Origin of the sequence: Streptomyces sp. MK37H (genome assembly GCF_018035285.1) — a bacterium.
In the GTDB taxonomy this organism is placed as follows: Bacteria; Actinomycetota; Actinomycetes; order Streptomycetales; family Streptomycetaceae; genus Streptomyces; species Streptomyces endocoffeicus.
The window spans coordinates 39,804-54,245 of the sequence record NZ_JAAAYH010000014.1; the positions used below are offsets into that span (position 1 = coordinate 39,804).

Annotated in this window: 22 protein-coding genes; 1 reads left to right on the forward strand and 21 read right to left on the reverse strand. The window is 70.3% G+C overall.

The window, feature by feature from the left end:
* Window positions 1-4: 4 nt before the first annotated feature.
* From GWI24_RS03965 to GWI24_RS04015, 11 genes are all read right to left on the reverse strand, one after another.
* Entirely contained in the window at window positions 5-562 is a 558-nt protein-coding gene (locus tag GWI24_RS03965; protein WP_210944498.1) for a hypothetical protein, read from the reverse strand.
* Window positions 559-942 carry a hypothetical protein gene (locus GWI24_RS03970; protein ID WP_210944499.1) on the reverse strand — a complete coding sequence of 128 codons (384 nt, stop codon included), beginning with the start codon at window positions 940-942 and terminating at the stop codon, window positions 559-561. The genes GWI24_RS03965 and GWI24_RS03970 overlap by 4 nt, the downstream gene beginning before the upstream one ends.
* Window positions 943-944: 2 nt before the next feature.
* Window positions 945-2,009: a major capsid protein gene (locus GWI24_RS03975; RefSeq protein WP_210944500.1), complete on the reverse strand. Its 1,065-nt coding sequence runs from the start codon at window positions 2,007-2,009 to the stop codon at window positions 945-947.
* A 14-nt stretch (window positions 2,010-2,023) separates the two neighbouring features.
* The gene (locus tag GWI24_RS03980) at window positions 2,024-2,836 is read right to left on the reverse strand and encodes a hypothetical protein (RefSeq protein WP_210944501.1); all 813 of its coding nucleotides are present in this window, start codon (window positions 2,834-2,836) and stop codon (window positions 2,024-2,026) included.
* 446 nt (window positions 2,837-3,282) lie between these two features.
* Window positions 3,283-4,386: a phage minor capsid protein gene (locus GWI24_RS03985; RefSeq protein ID WP_247615837.1), complete on the reverse strand. Its 1,104-nt coding sequence runs from the start codon at window positions 4,384-4,386 to the stop codon at window positions 3,283-3,285.
* A 33-nt stretch (window positions 4,387-4,419) separates the two neighbouring features.
* The gene (locus tag GWI24_RS03990; RefSeq protein ID WP_210944503.1) at window positions 4,420-6,006 is read right to left on the reverse strand and encodes a phage portal protein; all 1,587 of its coding nucleotides are present in this window, start codon (window positions 6,004-6,006) and stop codon (window positions 4,420-4,422) included.
* Window positions 5,990-6,193 carry a hypothetical protein gene (locus GWI24_RS03995; protein ID WP_210944504.1) on the reverse strand — a complete coding sequence of 68 codons (204 nt, stop codon included), beginning with the start codon at window positions 6,191-6,193 and terminating at the stop codon, window positions 5,990-5,992. Before GWI24_RS03995 ends, GWI24_RS03990 begins: the two co-directional genes overlap by 17 nt.
* Window positions 6,193-7,485 carry a PBSX family phage terminase large subunit gene (locus tag GWI24_RS04000; RefSeq protein ID WP_210944505.1) on the reverse strand — a complete coding sequence of 431 codons (1,293 nt, stop codon included), beginning with the start codon at window positions 7,483-7,485 and terminating at the stop codon, window positions 6,193-6,195. The genes GWI24_RS03995 and GWI24_RS04000 overlap by 1 nt, the downstream gene beginning before the upstream one ends.
* Before the next feature lie 16 nt (window positions 7,486-7,501).
* A complete protein-coding gene (locus GWI24_RS04005) occupies window positions 7,502-7,981 on the reverse strand; it encodes a helix-turn-helix domain-containing protein (RefSeq protein WP_210944506.1) in 480 nt (159 codons plus the stop codon).
* A 64-nt stretch (window positions 7,982-8,045) separates the two neighbouring features.
* Complete coding sequence (locus tag GWI24_RS04010) at window positions 8,046-8,441, reverse strand: hypothetical protein (RefSeq protein WP_210944507.1); 396 nt, start codon at window positions 8,439-8,441, stop codon at window positions 8,046-8,048.
* Between the two features lie 168 nt (window positions 8,442-8,609).
* Window positions 8,610-8,894 carry a hypothetical protein gene (locus tag GWI24_RS04015; protein WP_308343437.1) on the reverse strand — a complete coding sequence of 95 codons (285 nt, stop codon included), beginning with the start codon at window positions 8,892-8,894 and terminating at the stop codon, window positions 8,610-8,612.
* A 146-nt stretch (window positions 8,895-9,040) separates the two neighbouring features.
* Here GWI24_RS04015 and GWI24_RS04020 point away from each other — a divergent pair, with 146 nt between their 5' ends.
* A complete protein-coding gene (locus tag GWI24_RS04020) occupies window positions 9,041-9,631 on the forward strand; it encodes a hypothetical protein (protein ID WP_210944508.1) in 591 nt (196 codons plus the stop codon).
* A gap of 82 nt (window positions 9,632-9,713) precedes the next feature.
* Here the strand turns inward: GWI24_RS04020 and GWI24_RS04025 are convergent, their stop codons facing one another.
* The 10 genes from GWI24_RS04025 to GWI24_RS04070 all read right to left on the reverse strand — a co-directional run.
* Window positions 9,714-10,223, reverse strand: coding sequence for a hypothetical protein (locus GWI24_RS04025; protein WP_247615838.1), 510 nt, complete (start codon window positions 10,221-10,223; stop codon window positions 9,714-9,716).
* A gap of 80 nt (window positions 10,224-10,303) precedes the next feature.
* Entirely contained in the window at window positions 10,304-10,441 is a 138-nt protein-coding gene (locus tag GWI24_RS04030) for a hypothetical protein (RefSeq protein ID WP_210944509.1), read from the reverse strand.
* A gap of 86 nt (window positions 10,442-10,527) precedes the next feature.
* On the reverse strand, window positions 10,528-10,797 hold the full coding sequence (locus tag GWI24_RS04035) for a hypothetical protein (protein ID WP_210944510.1): 270 nt from the start codon (window positions 10,795-10,797) through the stop codon (window positions 10,528-10,530).
* Window positions 10,794-11,381, reverse strand: coding sequence for a hypothetical protein (locus tag GWI24_RS04040; RefSeq protein WP_210944511.1), 588 nt, complete (start codon window positions 11,379-11,381; stop codon window positions 10,794-10,796). Before GWI24_RS04040 ends, GWI24_RS04035 begins: the two co-directional genes overlap by 4 nt.
* The gene (locus GWI24_RS04045) at window positions 11,378-11,884 is read right to left on the reverse strand and encodes a hypothetical protein (RefSeq protein WP_210944512.1); all 507 of its coding nucleotides are present in this window, start codon (window positions 11,882-11,884) and stop codon (window positions 11,378-11,380) included. The genes GWI24_RS04040 and GWI24_RS04045 overlap by 4 nt, the downstream gene beginning before the upstream one ends.
* Window positions 11,881-12,423 carry a hypothetical protein gene (locus GWI24_RS04050; protein WP_210944513.1) on the reverse strand — a complete coding sequence of 181 codons (543 nt, stop codon included), beginning with the start codon at window positions 12,421-12,423 and terminating at the stop codon, window positions 11,881-11,883. Before GWI24_RS04050 ends, GWI24_RS04045 begins: the two co-directional genes overlap by 4 nt.
* Window positions 12,420-12,563: a hypothetical protein gene (locus GWI24_RS04055; protein ID WP_210944514.1), complete on the reverse strand. Its 144-nt coding sequence runs from the start codon at window positions 12,561-12,563 to the stop codon at window positions 12,420-12,422. The genes GWI24_RS04050 and GWI24_RS04055 overlap by 4 nt, the downstream gene beginning before the upstream one ends.
* 7 nt (window positions 12,564-12,570) lie before the next feature.
* A complete protein-coding gene (locus GWI24_RS04060; RefSeq protein ID WP_210944515.1) occupies window positions 12,571-12,741 on the reverse strand; it encodes a hypothetical protein in 171 nt (56 codons plus the stop codon).
* Window positions 12,741-13,580, reverse strand: coding sequence for a protein transporter Sec31 (locus tag GWI24_RS04065; RefSeq protein WP_210944516.1), 840 nt, complete (start codon window positions 13,578-13,580; stop codon window positions 12,741-12,743). Before GWI24_RS04065 ends, GWI24_RS04060 begins: the two co-directional genes overlap by 1 nt.
* A 151-nt stretch (window positions 13,581-13,731) precedes the next feature.
* On the reverse strand, window positions 13,732-14,442 hold a 711-nt coding region (locus GWI24_RS04070; RefSeq protein ID WP_210944517.1), incomplete at its 5' end, for a hypothetical protein.

Sequence of the window (14,442 nt, forward strand, 5' to 3'; positions counted from 1 at the left end):
CCGTTCAGCTCGCGATGGCCAGCGGGACCTGCCGCTTGAAGACCGGGGTCGCGATGGTCGCCGGGGCCGTGGTGGTCAGGGAGCTGCCGGATGTCTGGCACAGGTTGCCCTCACCGGTGAGCACGGGCTTTGCGCCGACCGTGCCAACGAGGGTGGGAACCGTACCCGCGGTCACGTTGATCGCCGCCTTGTACAGGCCCGACTTCGTGATCCGCTGCGCCGTCGCCAGCGCCACCGTCTTCACGGTGTCGGCCGCCCACGCCGTGGACGTCTGGTCCGCGGTCTGCGCCATCAGCACACCGGTGGTGTCGTACAGCGCGAACCACCATGCGGTCGGTGTAGCAGCCGCTGTGCCGCCGGAGATGAAGGTGAGGTTGGTGACGAGGTCGCCCTCGTTCAGCCACAGGTCGGCCGACGTCATCACGCCAGTGGCGAGCGCGGCCACGTCGTCCAACCCGACCCTGGGGAGGTTGGCCCGGTGGAAGACGTTGGGGCGGCCGGCGGAGTTGAGGTATCCGAGGTCGTCGCGGGGGATCCCGCGGTATGCGCCGTGGACGGTCACTTCTGTGCCTCCTGCTGCTGCTCGCCGCGGGCGAGGATCGTCTTGCGCTGCTTGCCGTTCTTCTCGGCTTCGAGGACGCGCGCGATCTCGTCCTCATCGGTGGTCGTGTCGAGGTAGGCGAGGACGGCGTCGGCGGAGTGCTCGCCGGGGTCGAACAGCTCGTCGTCTCCGCTCGATCCGTTCGGCTCCTGCGGGCCGTCCCCCGTGGTCTCCTCGGCGTCCTCGCGGGTGAGGACGTAGCCGCGGCGGCGGAAGTACTCGATCGCCGCCCGGCCTTCCTTCGTGCTGTCGTCCACGTGGCCGACGCCGTCCTTGAAGACGACGCCTGCGCTTTCGCCGGTGAATTGCTTCGTCGGGGTGGTCACGGTGAACTGGTTCATGGTCAGGCCACCTTCACGTTCCGCAGGACGCCGCATGCCTTGGTGTTGCGGAGCACCATGGCGACCGGGCCCATCTCGATCTCGCCGGACTTGACCGCGCCGGGCTGGGTGAAGTCCGGCATCCACGTCTGCACGAGCGGCTGCCCGGCCGGGGAAGCGCCGTGCAGCGCGTCGAGGCCGAAGGATGCCGCGTACAGGTCGGTGAGGTTGGTGATGTTGCCGCCGCCGCCCGCGCCGTCGGCGTCACGGGTCTCGGTCGGGATGATCGGCGCGGTGCCGGTCGCGTTGTCGCCGAGGTCGACCAGGGTCCACGGCCCGTACATCTCGATCTGGCGGCCGAGGTCGTCCTTCATCTGCGTGTAGATCCCGGCCCAGCGAGCCAGGGCGCGCATGCGGGTGATGCTCTTGGTGTTGCCGAGGATGGCCTTCATCCCGGGCGGGAGAGCGCCGGGGGTGCCCTGGTCTCCGCCGCCGGTGTGGGACGGGACGATCCGTGACAGGAAGTCGTCGATGATGTCCAGCTGGCTCATGGCCTCGGCCTGGGTGTCGATCGTGCCGCGAGTCCAGTCGAGGTAGCCGGTGGTGACGCCCTCGTTGAGCGGCAGGTACTCGGTTGAGGTGCCGGTGAGGGACTTGTCGAGGCCGTCGAAGCCGGTGGAGTCGACGGCGGTGTCTCCGTTGATCAGCTCGTCCTGGAAACGGGTGCGGACTCCGGTGAGGAGCTGCTGCATCTGGAAGGTGATCTCGTTGGTCTGCGCCGCGCCGAGGTTGGCCAGCACGCGGTCCACGGAGAACGCGCCGCCGAGCGGCTTGAGGTCGACGGTGTAGCGCTGCCGCGACGCCTGCGCGGTGGTGTACTCGCTGTTGAACTCGCGGAACTGGGCACCACGGGCCGCCGTGAGACGGGTGTAGCCGTAGGTCAGCGTGGCCCCGCCGGTGCCGGGAGTGACCGTGTCGTCGAAGACGATCTGGTCGAAGAGCCAGCTGTAGCGGCGGAGGTTGTCGATGACGGCGTAGTTCACGTCGGCCTGGGTGTTGATCTGTGCCTGCGCGAGCGTCACGGGCATGGGTTACTCCTGGTTCAGGTCTGGTAGTGAGCGCCGACCGCCCCGGTCAGGGAGGTGGAGCGCTTCTTGGTGGTGCCTTCGCCGGTGCCGCCGGAGAGGTCGCCGCCGGACTTCCCGGCGGGCTGGGCGGCGGCGAAAGAGGGGTTGTCCTTGACCGCATCCTTGATCGCCTGGTCGAGGGAGGATGTGAAGCCCTTCGCCCCCGGGTCGAGGTCGGCGATGGCCTTGAGGAACGAGCGGCTGTCGAGGAGCGCCCCGGCCTTCGCATTGAGCTTGTCGGCGCGGGCCCACACACTCAGCTCGACGTCCTTCGTGCGGATCGTCGAGTCCCGCTCGGCGATCGCGGTGTCCTTCTGCGCGATGGCCTCGGCGAGCTTGGCCGGGTCAGGCGGGGTATCGTCCTTCACTAGCCCCAGGGCCTTGCCGAGCTTCTCGGTCAGCGACTTGACCGCGTCGTCCGCTGCCTGCTTCTTGGCGTCGTTGCGGGACTTCCCGGCTTCGCGGCGTGCGTCGGCGAGTTCCTTCTCCAGCCGCTTCACCTGGGTCGTGAGGTCATCGCCCTTGCCGTCCTTCCCCTGGCCGTCGCTCTTGCCCGCGCCGCTGTCGCTGGCGCCTTGGCCACCGTCGCTGCTGCCGGAGTCGCCCCCGCCGTCGGTACCGCTGCCATCAACCGAGCCGCCGCCGTCACCGCCGTTGCTGCTGCCGGAGTCGGAGCCGTCGCCGCCCCCTCCGTCCGCGTACAGGAACGGGGAGAAAGGGCCGTGGCCGTAGGGGTGCGCCCAGCCGGAGCCCGCGGCCTGGAGCCGGGGCAGAGTCGTCTTCCGCATCGTGTGCCCTCCAGGGCATGAACGCGCCCGCGCCTGGCGGGCGTCAGAGGTTCGGGCCGCGCCTGGCGGACCGAGGGTGTATGACGGCCCGCGCCTGGCGGGCCTTCAGGAGTGACCCGCACCTGGCGGATCGGTGGTCCCGCTCGCACCTGACGAGCGGAAGTCTGTATGTCTCTGACCTGCGGTGACGGGCACCCGGGGCAATGAATCCGGCGAACGCCCTTACCGTCGGCTCATGACAGAAAAGAGCAGCGAGCCGCAGCTCGCAGACGAGGCCCGAACCGCCCTACTGAAAGGGGTCATCAGCGCCGCCGAGGCAGGCAACGGAGAGGCAGCAAAGGCGATGGCAGAGGCTTTCGTAATCATCGACAAGAGCGCACCGAGCGAACACCGCTCCGACGGACCATCCGTGAGGTATTCGTCGAGGCCCCAAACCCGGTAGTAGGTCACCGGGCCGTTTCGGTCTGCTCCCGATGCGACTTACGGGGCAGGCCGGACTCGGCAACGAGCTCACGAATCCTGCCCTGGTATGCGCGCACCTTCGCGTTGGCGGCGCTGCGCGCGCCATCGTCCAGTTCCCCGGCCGCACGGCGCTTCCACGCCCGCACCTGCCGCTCCAGATACCGCTGCTGCTGCGATTGCTCGTACGTCGCCCGCGACCGCTGCTCCTTGGGCCCCGGGCCTTTCGTCAGGCCGGGCAGGTAGGCCGAGATGCTGTGTCGGCAGTTCGGATGCAGCAGGCCGGCCGCACGGGCCTCCGGTAGGGACCCAGCGACCCGTACCCGGATAGTCCGGTCGTCCTTGGTGGCGTGCCGCATCTCCACCGTGCGGGTGCCTCCGGGCCCCTCCCGGGTCAGCACCTTCCCCTCCCATGGCTTGCACCGCGGGCACTCCTCCGGGGCGTCCGACACCACCACGAGGCTGACGCCGGCCGCCGCCAGCCGGTCCGTGTGCGCCTGCACCGCGGCCCGGCCCACCGCCGAGCGGGTCGCCATCTCCACGTACGAGGCCATGTTCCAGGCGTGGCCGCGCCGGTCCACGAAGCCGGTCACGCCCCGCTCGGCGAACTTCGCGAGCGCGCGGGCGGCCGCCTGCCTGCGCGTGTTCGCGCCCAACAGCGGAGCCGCCGACGCCTCAGCTACCACTTGCCGGTAGACGTCCACCGCGACCCGCAGAATCCGCAGATGCACCGGCGCGGTCTCGCGCACCAGCGCCGCGGCGAGCCGGTCGACCGCCGGGGCAGACGGCAGCGCCTCCGCCGCGACTACCGCCTGCCCCACCGACACCGCACCCAACTCCGCAACCGCGGCCTGCTGCCCGCGCTCGTACGCCTCCGCGACCGCCTGGCGGATCGCCCCAGACGCATCCACCTGGAGCGCCGCGATGACCGCCTCGATCGCCGTGCGGAAGTTCCCTAGCGCGGCCAGCTTCAGCTCCACCCACAGCGGAGAGTCGATCCCCTCGGCGATCGCATGCCGGAGCTTCTCGATCAGCGTGAGTTCCGCCTGCTCGTAGAGGCTGGACACCGCGGCCGCCAAGTCCTCAGCCATGCCAGGGCTGACCGGCATCGGGCACCTCCGCTACTAGCCGCCGGATCCGTCCCCGTCGGCGCCCTGGTCTCCCGGGCCGTCGTCGGTCTGGTCCCCGAAGTCGGGCCGGTCCGCTCCGAAGCGGGTGGGGTCTTCTGTAGCGCGCCCGGACTGCGCCAGGATGCGGTCCGTCTCGGCCTTCTGGTCCCGCTCGTCCCAGTCCGGGTGCACCAGAGCGACGAGCGTCTCGGTCGAGGCCGCCTCAGCCCGGCGCAGCAGCTCAGCCGTCTCGGCCAACGTCTTGATGTCGTCCTGTACCGAGTCCTGGAACCGCACCTCCGGCCGCTCGACCTCCACACCGCGGACGCCGGGGAAGAGGCCGGACGCTTCGAGGGCCAGCTGCGCCTCGATGATGTCCGCGATACCCACCTCGAACAGTTCGGCCTTCCGCGCGCGTGTGCTCATGCTGCGCGCGGTGCGGGCCTTGATCTCCGTGGCGGTGACCGCGGTTCCGCTGGAGTCGTCGCCGAAGGTGTTGCCGGAATATCCGGCGTTGCGGATGACCTTGCCCACCAGTTCCTCGATCGTGGCCCGGTGCTCCTCGTGCCGGATCGCGAACTGGTTCAGCGTGATCTGGTGGTCGGAGGTGGGCGGGATGTTCATCTCCACCATGACCTCGCGGTCTTCCCACGCTGCGCCCAGGCCGGGGCCGTTGCTGGTGAGGTAGCCGGAGGGGACCAGGATGCGGGATTTGGCGAGCCGGATGTCCCGCATCCACGAGGTGTAGGTCTCGTCGATGCTGCTGAGGAACGTCTCGGCGCCCTGGTAGTCCGACGTGCCCAGGCATGCGCCGCCGGGGATGTCACGCCAGTCAGGGGCGATCACGGTGTTCGGGACGTGCGAGACCGTGAGCCGCTTGCCGATGTCCAACTGCCGGGCCGGGACGAGGTTCCGGGTCTCTGCGAACGCGCCCAGGTCGATCGGCCTGCCGAGGTTGTCCTCCGTGCCCTCGTACACGCCGTGCAGGATCCAGCCCTGTTCGTGGCGCTCCAGGTGCCGGACGACCTTCTGTCCATCCACGGCGAGCACGGTCCAGAAGGTGACCGCGCGCAACCGGTCGTAGGCGAACTCGGGGGCCGCGCCGTCGGCGTGGACAGCGCTGATCCACGGCCGGTCACTGATCTGGTCGTCCCACACCAGCCGCAGGTACACGCTGCCGAGCGCCGCACTGACCTCGCCGCTTGCGATGAGGGTCTTCTTCAGCCCGAGGTCCATCACTTCTTCGAGGCGCTGCTGGGTGTCCTTGGCCTCGGCTTTCAGCGTGGGCGGCTCGGAGAACAGCAGGTCCGATGAGGTGCGGGCGAGGTCGCGGGCGAGCGGCATGTGCAGGTTGGCGCGCTTCTCGCCGAGCGGGGTGGGCTCGCCCCAGAACCAGCGGGCGATCGTGCCGACCAGGCCGCCGCGGTACTGGCTGGGCCTGTTCTGGGGCTGGCCGAAGCGTCCGCCGTCGCGGTGCCGGTTGAGGTACCGGTAGGCGAGCCGGTCGGGGTTCGCGGAGTACCAGGCCGACCAGTCCTCGAGGTCGGACCAGATCGCGGGGTTGATCGGCGGCCACGGGGCGCCCTTATAAGGGAGCGGCATCGGCCACCTCCTCGACGTTGCCCGGGTTCTCCAACTGGTCGGCCGCCGCGCGCAGGAACCCGGCCATCTCCCGGCGGAGAGTGGCCTCATCGAGCGCGCCATCGATTACCGGCACCGTGACGCTGCCCCAGCACGCCTCCGTTTCACCGACCCGGACGTGTACCGGCAGCTGAATGTCCACGGCCATCAGGCAGCCACCTCCAAGTCCGGGCGGACCAGGCCCCGCCACTCGTGCGCCGCGCTGTGCAGCCCATACCGCAGCGCGTCCACGCTGTGGTCATCCACCTTCAACGGCTTGTCCTCGCCCTTCTTCGCCGCTTTGTCGTCCCACGCGTACGCGGGCAGCTCCTGGAGGAGGCCGGCGCACGAGCGATGGATGGACAGCAGCCCCGAACCGAGCGCCACGCCCACCGAGCGGATGCCGTCCTTGACGTCGTTGTTCGCCTTCGCCACACCCGGTAGCCCGTCGGACCACAACTGCGTCATGAACGAGGCCGCGGACGGGTCCACGAACACCCACTGCGGGGCCACCCCTTGGGCGTCGCGATGCCGGTACGAGCCGAGCCAGTCCCGCACGCCGCGGCTGTACTCCGCGTCCGTCAGCTGCCGCCGCGCGACCCGCGAGTCATGCCGGTACTCGCTGGCCACGTACAGCCGATCGTCCGCGCCCACGCCGAGCAGCAGTCCGGCGAACGGGTTGATCGTGCCGTAGTCGATGCCCACAGCCATCCAGTGGCGGATCTCCGGGAGGATGTCGACGACGTGCCGGGCCTCGTCGAACATGTCGTAGACGACACCCTCGGCTAGGCACCACTCGCCGAGCACGAACCGGCGGTAGAACAGGCCCTGGTACTCGACTTTCAGCGCTGCGACGTAGGCCGGCGGCAGGTACGGGTTGTCGTCCAGGGAGAACGAGAAGCGGTGGACGTCGATCGCGGCCGAGTCGGACGAGGTGATGACGTTGCCCTCGCGGTCGAGGTGCAACTTCGCCCGGTCCAGGTACTTTCGCTTGAGCCAGTGGTTCGGGCCCTCGGGGTTGGTGGTGCCGAACCACTGCGCCCCCTCCACGCTCAGCCGGGTGCCGAGCATCTGGAAGAACGTCTCGGGGTAGGTCGTCACCTCGTCGCAGTACGCCCCGGCCAGCGTCAGGCCCTTGATCTTGTCCGCTGCCCGCTCGTCGTTGGCCCCGGCGACGTAGACCGTGCGGCCGAAGATGACGACCTCGCCCGCGCCTGCCTTGTAGTTGCAGCGCTTCACGCCAACCATCTCGATGATCGGGTCGATCACGTTGCGCTTCAGCGTCCGCTCGGTCTTCCCGACCATCAGCAGCGCGCCGGCCGGGCCGGTGCGGATGTACCGCAGCCACACCATGATGCTGGAGACCGTCTTGGAGGAGCGGACAGCGCCTTCCCAGAGGTTGCCGCGGGCGGTCGCCAGGCGTACGGCCTCGCGCTGCTTGCCAACGAGGGGAGCGATCACCGCGGTCACCCCCTGATCAGTCGCCCATCATTCCTCTCAGCCAGGCGTCCACAGCGGCCAAGCCCTGCTGGTCGGTCTCGGGCGGCACCAACTTCAGGCTCCGGTCGATCGCCTGGGCTGCGGTGGACATGAGTGCCCGCTTGGCGTCGGCCGGCGGCTCGGGGACGTCGCGTTCGTTGTAGTCGTTGTCCTTGCCGCCGAAGTTGTAGATCTTGGCGGGCTGCCACATCTGTTCCGTGAGGCGCTCGGCGTCGTCTTGGAGGGCTTCGGCGAGGATCGCGCGGCGTTCGGCGAGGTCAGCCATGCGCGCCCGCGTGGCCTCTTCGGTCCCGGTGCGGTCGAAGGACAGGCTGAGTTCGGCGGCGATGACGCTGATGGTGCGTCCGGATCGCTGGAGGCGGCGGGCGATCTCGTTGCGGGAGCAGCCTTCCGCGTGCAGGCGGCGGACGTCTTCGCGGGTCTCGTCGGTGACCGGGCGTGGTGTGGGCCGGGCCATGGTCACCTCCGGGCATGCGTCGGCCCGGCGCCGCAACGGTGCGGGCGGCCGGGCCGGGGGTGGTTCAGGGGCAGAGGGTCTTGCGGAGCGCGGCGTTGATGAGCTTGCCGTTCGCTTCGCTGACCGGGTGCTGGTCGTTGCCGAAGCGCTGGGCCGCGAAGTAGTCCGGTCTCTGGCCGCCGTTGTGGAGCGCCTGGCACTGGTTCCGGGCGTTGGTGATGGCCTTGTCCTCGTCGGCGATGATCTGCGGGTCGATGGCCTTGAGCGCGGCGATCAGTGCGGTCCGCTTGGCGCCGGTCGGCTCGGGTGGGATACCCAAGTCCTTCTCGATCTTGCTCTTGTCGACGGACGGGGTGGCGCTGGGCTTGCTGTTGTCGGCCTTGTCGTCGCCGCTGTCGCAGGCGGTGAGGGCGAGGAGGCAGGCGGCGGCTATGGCGGCGATGGCGATGTGTCGTGGCATGGGGGTGATGGTGCCCGATGTCCGACCTAAGTGTGAGGGAGTTGTGTTGCCCGTGATTGGTCTGTGACGCTAGACGGCCCCGCTGGAGTGAGCGGGGGCCGAGAGTCTGTTGTGTCCAGGCACGCCGGACGTGGGGCCAGTGTGCGGCATGATCCGCTGCCCGCGCAACTACGGTTGTAGTGCGACCTGCCAGCGGCCTTCGTCGTCCTGGAGCATCAGCCGCCCGCAGCGCGCGCACTGCCCGGTCGGGTGTGGGTCGGCCATCGTGCTGGTGTCGATCGGGTCGTGCTCGAAGCAGCTGCCGGTCTTCCGGAGGGCGATGGCGAGCGCGGCCGGGCTCCCGGGCTCGGGCTTGATACCGAGCAGATCGTGTTCGAGGACGGCGATGTGGGTGGGATTCGCGCGCGGGCGCTCGGGGGCGGACGCCGGGCGCCGACGGGGCCAGAGCTTCACGTTGCCTCCGTGGGTGAAGTGCCGCCGCCCCGCCGGTGATCGACGGGGCGGTAGGTCCGAGTGCTGCGCAGCCCACGCAGTTCGGGTAGGGACTCGTCCAGCGTACGGCGAGGATCCGACAGCGGCTCGGCCATAGGCTGGCGCGCATGGGTGGGATCGACTGGGGTGACGCCCCTACATGGGTCGCTGGGGCATTCGCAGCTGCGGCCGCATACTACGCGCGGGGGACGCTGCGGAGTCAGCAGAAGCAGATTCAGGAGCAGCGGGAGTTCATTGCCGAGCAGTCGGCAACGATGGCTCTGGAGCGGGCCGAGCTTAGTGCCGCAGCCGAGGACCGCAGAACTGCGCAGGCACGACAGATCAGGATGAGGCCACAGACCGATGGAGGCCGCGACGATGGCGGCGGCGGACGGGTTGGGTATGACCACTGGCGGGTGCACGTGGACAACGGGAGCGATAGCCCAATCCACGACATACACATGCGCTTTGGAACTGCCTACGTCGCGGTGTCAGCTACCGAGCAGGAGGCTGCGCGCCTCCCCGACGCTGGCCGGCGCCCACCTCGCGTCCACCTGATCGGCCCCCGGCGCACCGTCACCTTTGAGTCCCAGAGCGGGACCGAAGCGTTCGTGGACAATAACCGTCCGCATGTCTACTTCACGGATGACGTGGGTGTTCGTTGGCATCTTGATCAAGACGGGAAGCTCGAAGAACACCTTCAAGGGCAGCCGGAATAGATGAGGCCCCGCCGCGACGGGGGACGCGGCAGGGCCTCGGTGCCGGGCACTACCCGGCGTGAGCCTCCAGGGTGGCAGGCCGTCAGAAGTTGCCGTTGGCCAGGATCTCGCCCTTGGCGTCGTAGACCGTTACGAGCCCGTTCTTGGAGTCCCTCCAGTCCGCGAACGCGGAGGCGAGCAGCTTGCCGTCGGACGCGTGCGGACCCATCATGCCGCCGGCGTAGTCCGTCCACACCTCGGCCGAGTCGAGCACGTCGTTCTGCTCGTCGGCTCCCTGAACCTTGGTCACGTGCTGGACGGCAGTCTTCTCGGTGGGGGTGCCGTTCTTGGTGACGAAGTCCTTGAACTGCTGCGCCTGGGGCTTGTCTGCCGGCTTGTCCTCAGCTGGCTGAGCGTCGGTCTTCTTCTCGGTCTTCGGCTCTTCCGGCGCGGCGGCCGCGGTGTCGGACTTGCCGGAGTCGCTGTCGTCCTTGCCACCCCCGGTCGCCACGCTGATGACGACGATGAAGACGATCAGCGCGCCGATGGCGGTGAGGAGCTTGTGCCGGGCGAACCAGCTGCGCTGTGCGGTCTCCGGAGTTGTGTTCGACATGTAGAGATCCTCTTGAGGTGATGTGGATGCGGGGTGGCTGATGTGTGACTGTCGGGCGGGCCGATGGGTTGTATGCGGCCTCACGGCTTTTTGTCGCGCTTGGGCTGGACGGGCTCGGTCCACCCGCCGGTGCTGGGCGAGTACCGCCGAGAGTGCTGCGGCTCGGCCTCGGCGCGCTTCGGGTCGCGGATGGGCATGTCCTTGCGTAGGGGTGCCACGATGGGGCTCCTCGTCTCGTTCGGGATGGGGAACCCGGGGCGGTCGACGGCTTGGCGGCATGGCGGCCGCCCCGGGAGCTGATGGGTCAGGCGCTGCGCTGGCGGCGCATCTCGGCCTTGATGTCCTCGTTGGAGGCGCCCGCGTCGAGCGCGCGGCCGACGGCCCGCATGACCTGGCGCGGGTCGGTGAGGCACTCGGGGCCGCCGTGTTCCAGCACCTCGCGCGCGGCCTCGCGAACGGCCTCTTCCTTGGTCATCTCGTGTCCTCTCGGTGGGTAGACGGGGCGGTAGATCGCCGGGTAGACGGCGGTAGATGAGCGGTAGACGTGCAGGTAGACCAGGGGGTAGACGGTCACGCGGCCCGGTCGGCGGCCTCGCCTGGGGAAGGGGCCGGGAGGTCGTCACGGTGGACCCCGTACGCCACCCGGCCGGCCACCTTCACCGACCTCCTGACCGGCACCCCCTGGGCCTCCAGACGGGAGCGCAGTTCGGCCACCTCCCAGCCCTCCCCCTGGCCGTGCTCCTGGAGGTGGGCGAGGACCGCCGAGAGGTGCACCCCGGGGCGGTCGCCGATGAGGTCGGCGAGGAGCTGCCGGACGGCCTCCAGGCCGGGGACCAGGGGGGCCTGCTCGGGCTCGTCATCGGAGGCGTCCTCGACGTCCTCGCTGGAGGCCGGGCGGGAGGCGCGCCAGGCGGCGATGAGCCACCCCGCGGTGAGCACCCACATGAGCCACGGGCGGGCGCGGACGACGAGGCACACCACGACCCCCGCACCGGCGAGGACCACGGCGCGGACGATGGGGCCGAGGGCCGCCTTCCAGCCGGTCAGATCGTCCCGGTAGCTCTTGCGGCACCAGGCTGCAGCCCACTTGGCGCGGCGCTGGGCGACGATCGCCGACCCGGTGCGGATGCGGTTGGCTGCACGGCGGAGGGCGGTCACAGGACGCCCTGCCCTTCCAGTGCGGCCTTGAGCCCGTCTCCCAGGTGGTTGGCGGCGCTGGGGAGGCCACCGAGCATCCCGGCTACGCCTGCGGTCATGCACAGCGTCGCGCCGACGAACGCCCCGCCGGCCATGCGGCGCCGGTTCTGCTTGCCCGCGGCTTTCCACGCGGCAGCAACGACCATGGTCAGCAGGAAGACGACGACACCGCCCTCCGGGGTGAGCCGGTCGAAGGTGCCGCGGGACAGGCCGGTGTCCTGGGTGCCGGTGGTGCCGGGGATGGCCTTGTACCCGGCGGTGTTGGCGCTCTGGACGGAGCATCCGGCGAGCCAGCCGAGGAGGCCGCCGGCGCAGATGGTGGAGAAGGCGCCGAGCAGCGCCGATTGGGCAAAGGGTACGAGGTCTTTCAGGTTGCGCCCTCCGCGCCACCAGGGGCGCAGGTTGAAGTACAGCACGGCGAGGCTGATGGCGGCCCCGGCGAGGGAGAGGCGGTTGCTGGTCACGGTCGGACTCCGGTGAGCAGGGTGATGGGGTCGTACCAGCCGAGGGCGCCGGTGCCGCCGATAACGGCGGTGGCGAGGAGGGCACGGGCCCACCAGGTGTGGCGGCGGCGGTTGATGAGGAGAGCAATGGTCAGGGCGACTCCGGCGAGGGCGTAGGCGGCGCCGATGGAGCCGGTGTCGCGTGCGTCGGAGAGGGTGGCGGCCCATGCGGTGGCCAGGCTGTGGCCGTAGGCGGGGTAAGGGACCACGGCGGCGGCGAGGCCGATGATGGTCTGCCGGGGCCGGATCCAGTCGGCGAGGCGCTCCCAGATGGAAGGGCCCTCGAGCTCCGGCTCGGGCGCGACGACGATGTGGGTGTGGACGTGGTGGACCTCGATCGCAGCCGGAGGCGGGACCTTGGCGGGCGGAGGAGGCGGCGCGGCGCGCCAGGGCGGGATGAAGTCGGGCCCGAGCGGGGGCTGCGGCGGCGCGCCTGCGGCGGGCGGGAGCGGGGTCCCGGCGGGGTAGACGCGGGCCGGGATGATCGGGTCGTCGCTCACTTCCGCCTCCGGATCATGGCGAGGAGGGCGAGCATCAGGCCGAGCGCGAGGCCGAGGAGCCAGGCGCGGCGGCGCTCGTCCCGGGTGGCCGCTGCGGCGATCAGCGCGGTGGCGGCGATGGCGGTGTAGAGCCAGGGCATGAGGGCCTCAGTGGAAGTAGGGCGCGGCGATCGCGGCGAGGGTGACGGCGAGGCTGGCGCCGACGAGGGCAGTGAGCACGGCCCGGGCGCCGGCGGTGGGCGCGCGGCGGGGCCAGATGGCGACGGTGAGGGCGGCGGTCATGGCCAAGCCGACGAACACGGGTGCGGCGGCGGACATCAGGCGCTCCGGCGGATACCGCGGAGATACCGGTCCACCGTGTCCGGACGCGCATCCGGATCGGCCACCTTGTGTACGTAGGCCAGCACCTTCGCCGGATCTTCAATGCCGCTGGCGTAGGCGGTGCGTACAGCCTCGCGAACGCTCGGCCGGAGGGGGCGGACAGTGTCCGGATCGGGGGCCGGACTGGTGTCCGTGTCCGGATCCGTGTCCGGACTGGCCATCCCGTACGCGGCAAGCATCGCGGCGTGCCGCTCCTGCATGCGGGTCAGCTGCCGCTGCTGCGCTGCGAGCGCCAGCTGGGCGCCGAGCTCCCCGCGACGGACGTTCAACCACTTTTGCGTACGGGCCGGGAGAGGCTGTGCGGTGTGGTTCAGCACCAGCTGCCACAGACCCTTGGCGATCGCGGAGATGGCGGCACCCGCCACACCGACGGCCTTGCCCGCGTCGAGGCAGCCGTGGGTGGCGATCGCGCCCATGGCGATGGCCAGGGCTACATACCCGGCGATCCGGGGTGCGCGGGCCCGGTCGGGGTCGTAGCGGGCAAGCCACTCCAGCGCCATGCAGGTGATCCACGCAGCGTCATAGACGAGGGCGGCGGGGTAGGCCGCGGCGGCCGGGGCGGCGCGGTCGAGGAGAGCGCCACCGGAGACGGTGGACCAGGCGACGGAGACCGCAGTGAGGCCGATGGCGATGGCGGTGACGGCGTTGAGGACGATGTGGTCCCAGTCCGGGGGCGGCACGGGGATCTCGACGGGGTAGTCCTCGGTGATGAGGCGGGTCTCTCCAGCCTCGGTGTGGGGGACTTCGCGGGTGCGCCAGACGGTGCGCGTCTTCACTGTGTGCTCCTGGAGCGGAGAAGGGGCCGGGCCCCGCTGGGGGATTTGCGGGGCCCGGCCGGTCTGTGGGGTCAGCGCGTGACCTGGAGGGTGATGGCCACGGCGAGAATCACGACCTGCGCGACGATCGCGATGAGGCAGAAGGCCCGCATCAGTTGGCGGCCTTCACGTGGCCGGAGAAGACCGCGACGTCGGCCAGGCCGGGCGCGATCTCGACCTGGAGGTAGTCCTCGTCGGCGGGCAGCGAGCATGCGACCGGGACGGTGTTCGTGCGGCCCGGGAGGAGGCGCGTCGCCGGGATGCCGTCCAGGCCGTGCTCGCTGTCGAAGATCTCCTCACTGGGGCTGCTCTCGCGCTGGCAGGTGAGGTAGACACCGGACAGGTCGGCGGCCTTGTCGCCCTTGTTCTCGAAGGTGATCGAGAAGCGGATGAAGGGCGTGTTCTCGGGCGCCGCGTACGGGCCGGAGGTGCCTCGCTTGAAGCCGCCCAGGGAGATGTTGACGCCGTCCTCGTATGACGCGGTGTCGTCGAGGGCGAGGGCGATCATGCCGTCGTCGGGGCTGTCGTCGGGCTCGCCGGTCGGGACGTCCGGGGTGCTGGGGTCGGCGCCGTCGCCGGTCGCGCTCGGTTCGGCGGACTCCACGATGCGCTTCGCGGTGTTGCCGCTGTCGGTGGAGCAGCCGGTGAGGGCCAGGGCGGCGAGCGCGGCGGCGATGGTCAGGGTCGTGGCGCCGCGAGCGAGGCCGCGGCGGGCGGCCTTCGCCTTCGAGGCGCTGTCGAGTTCGGCTCGGGCCTCGGCACCGGTGGCGTAGTCCTCGCGGCAGGCGTCGACCGTCGCCTCCTCGGTGGCCTTGGCGGAGAG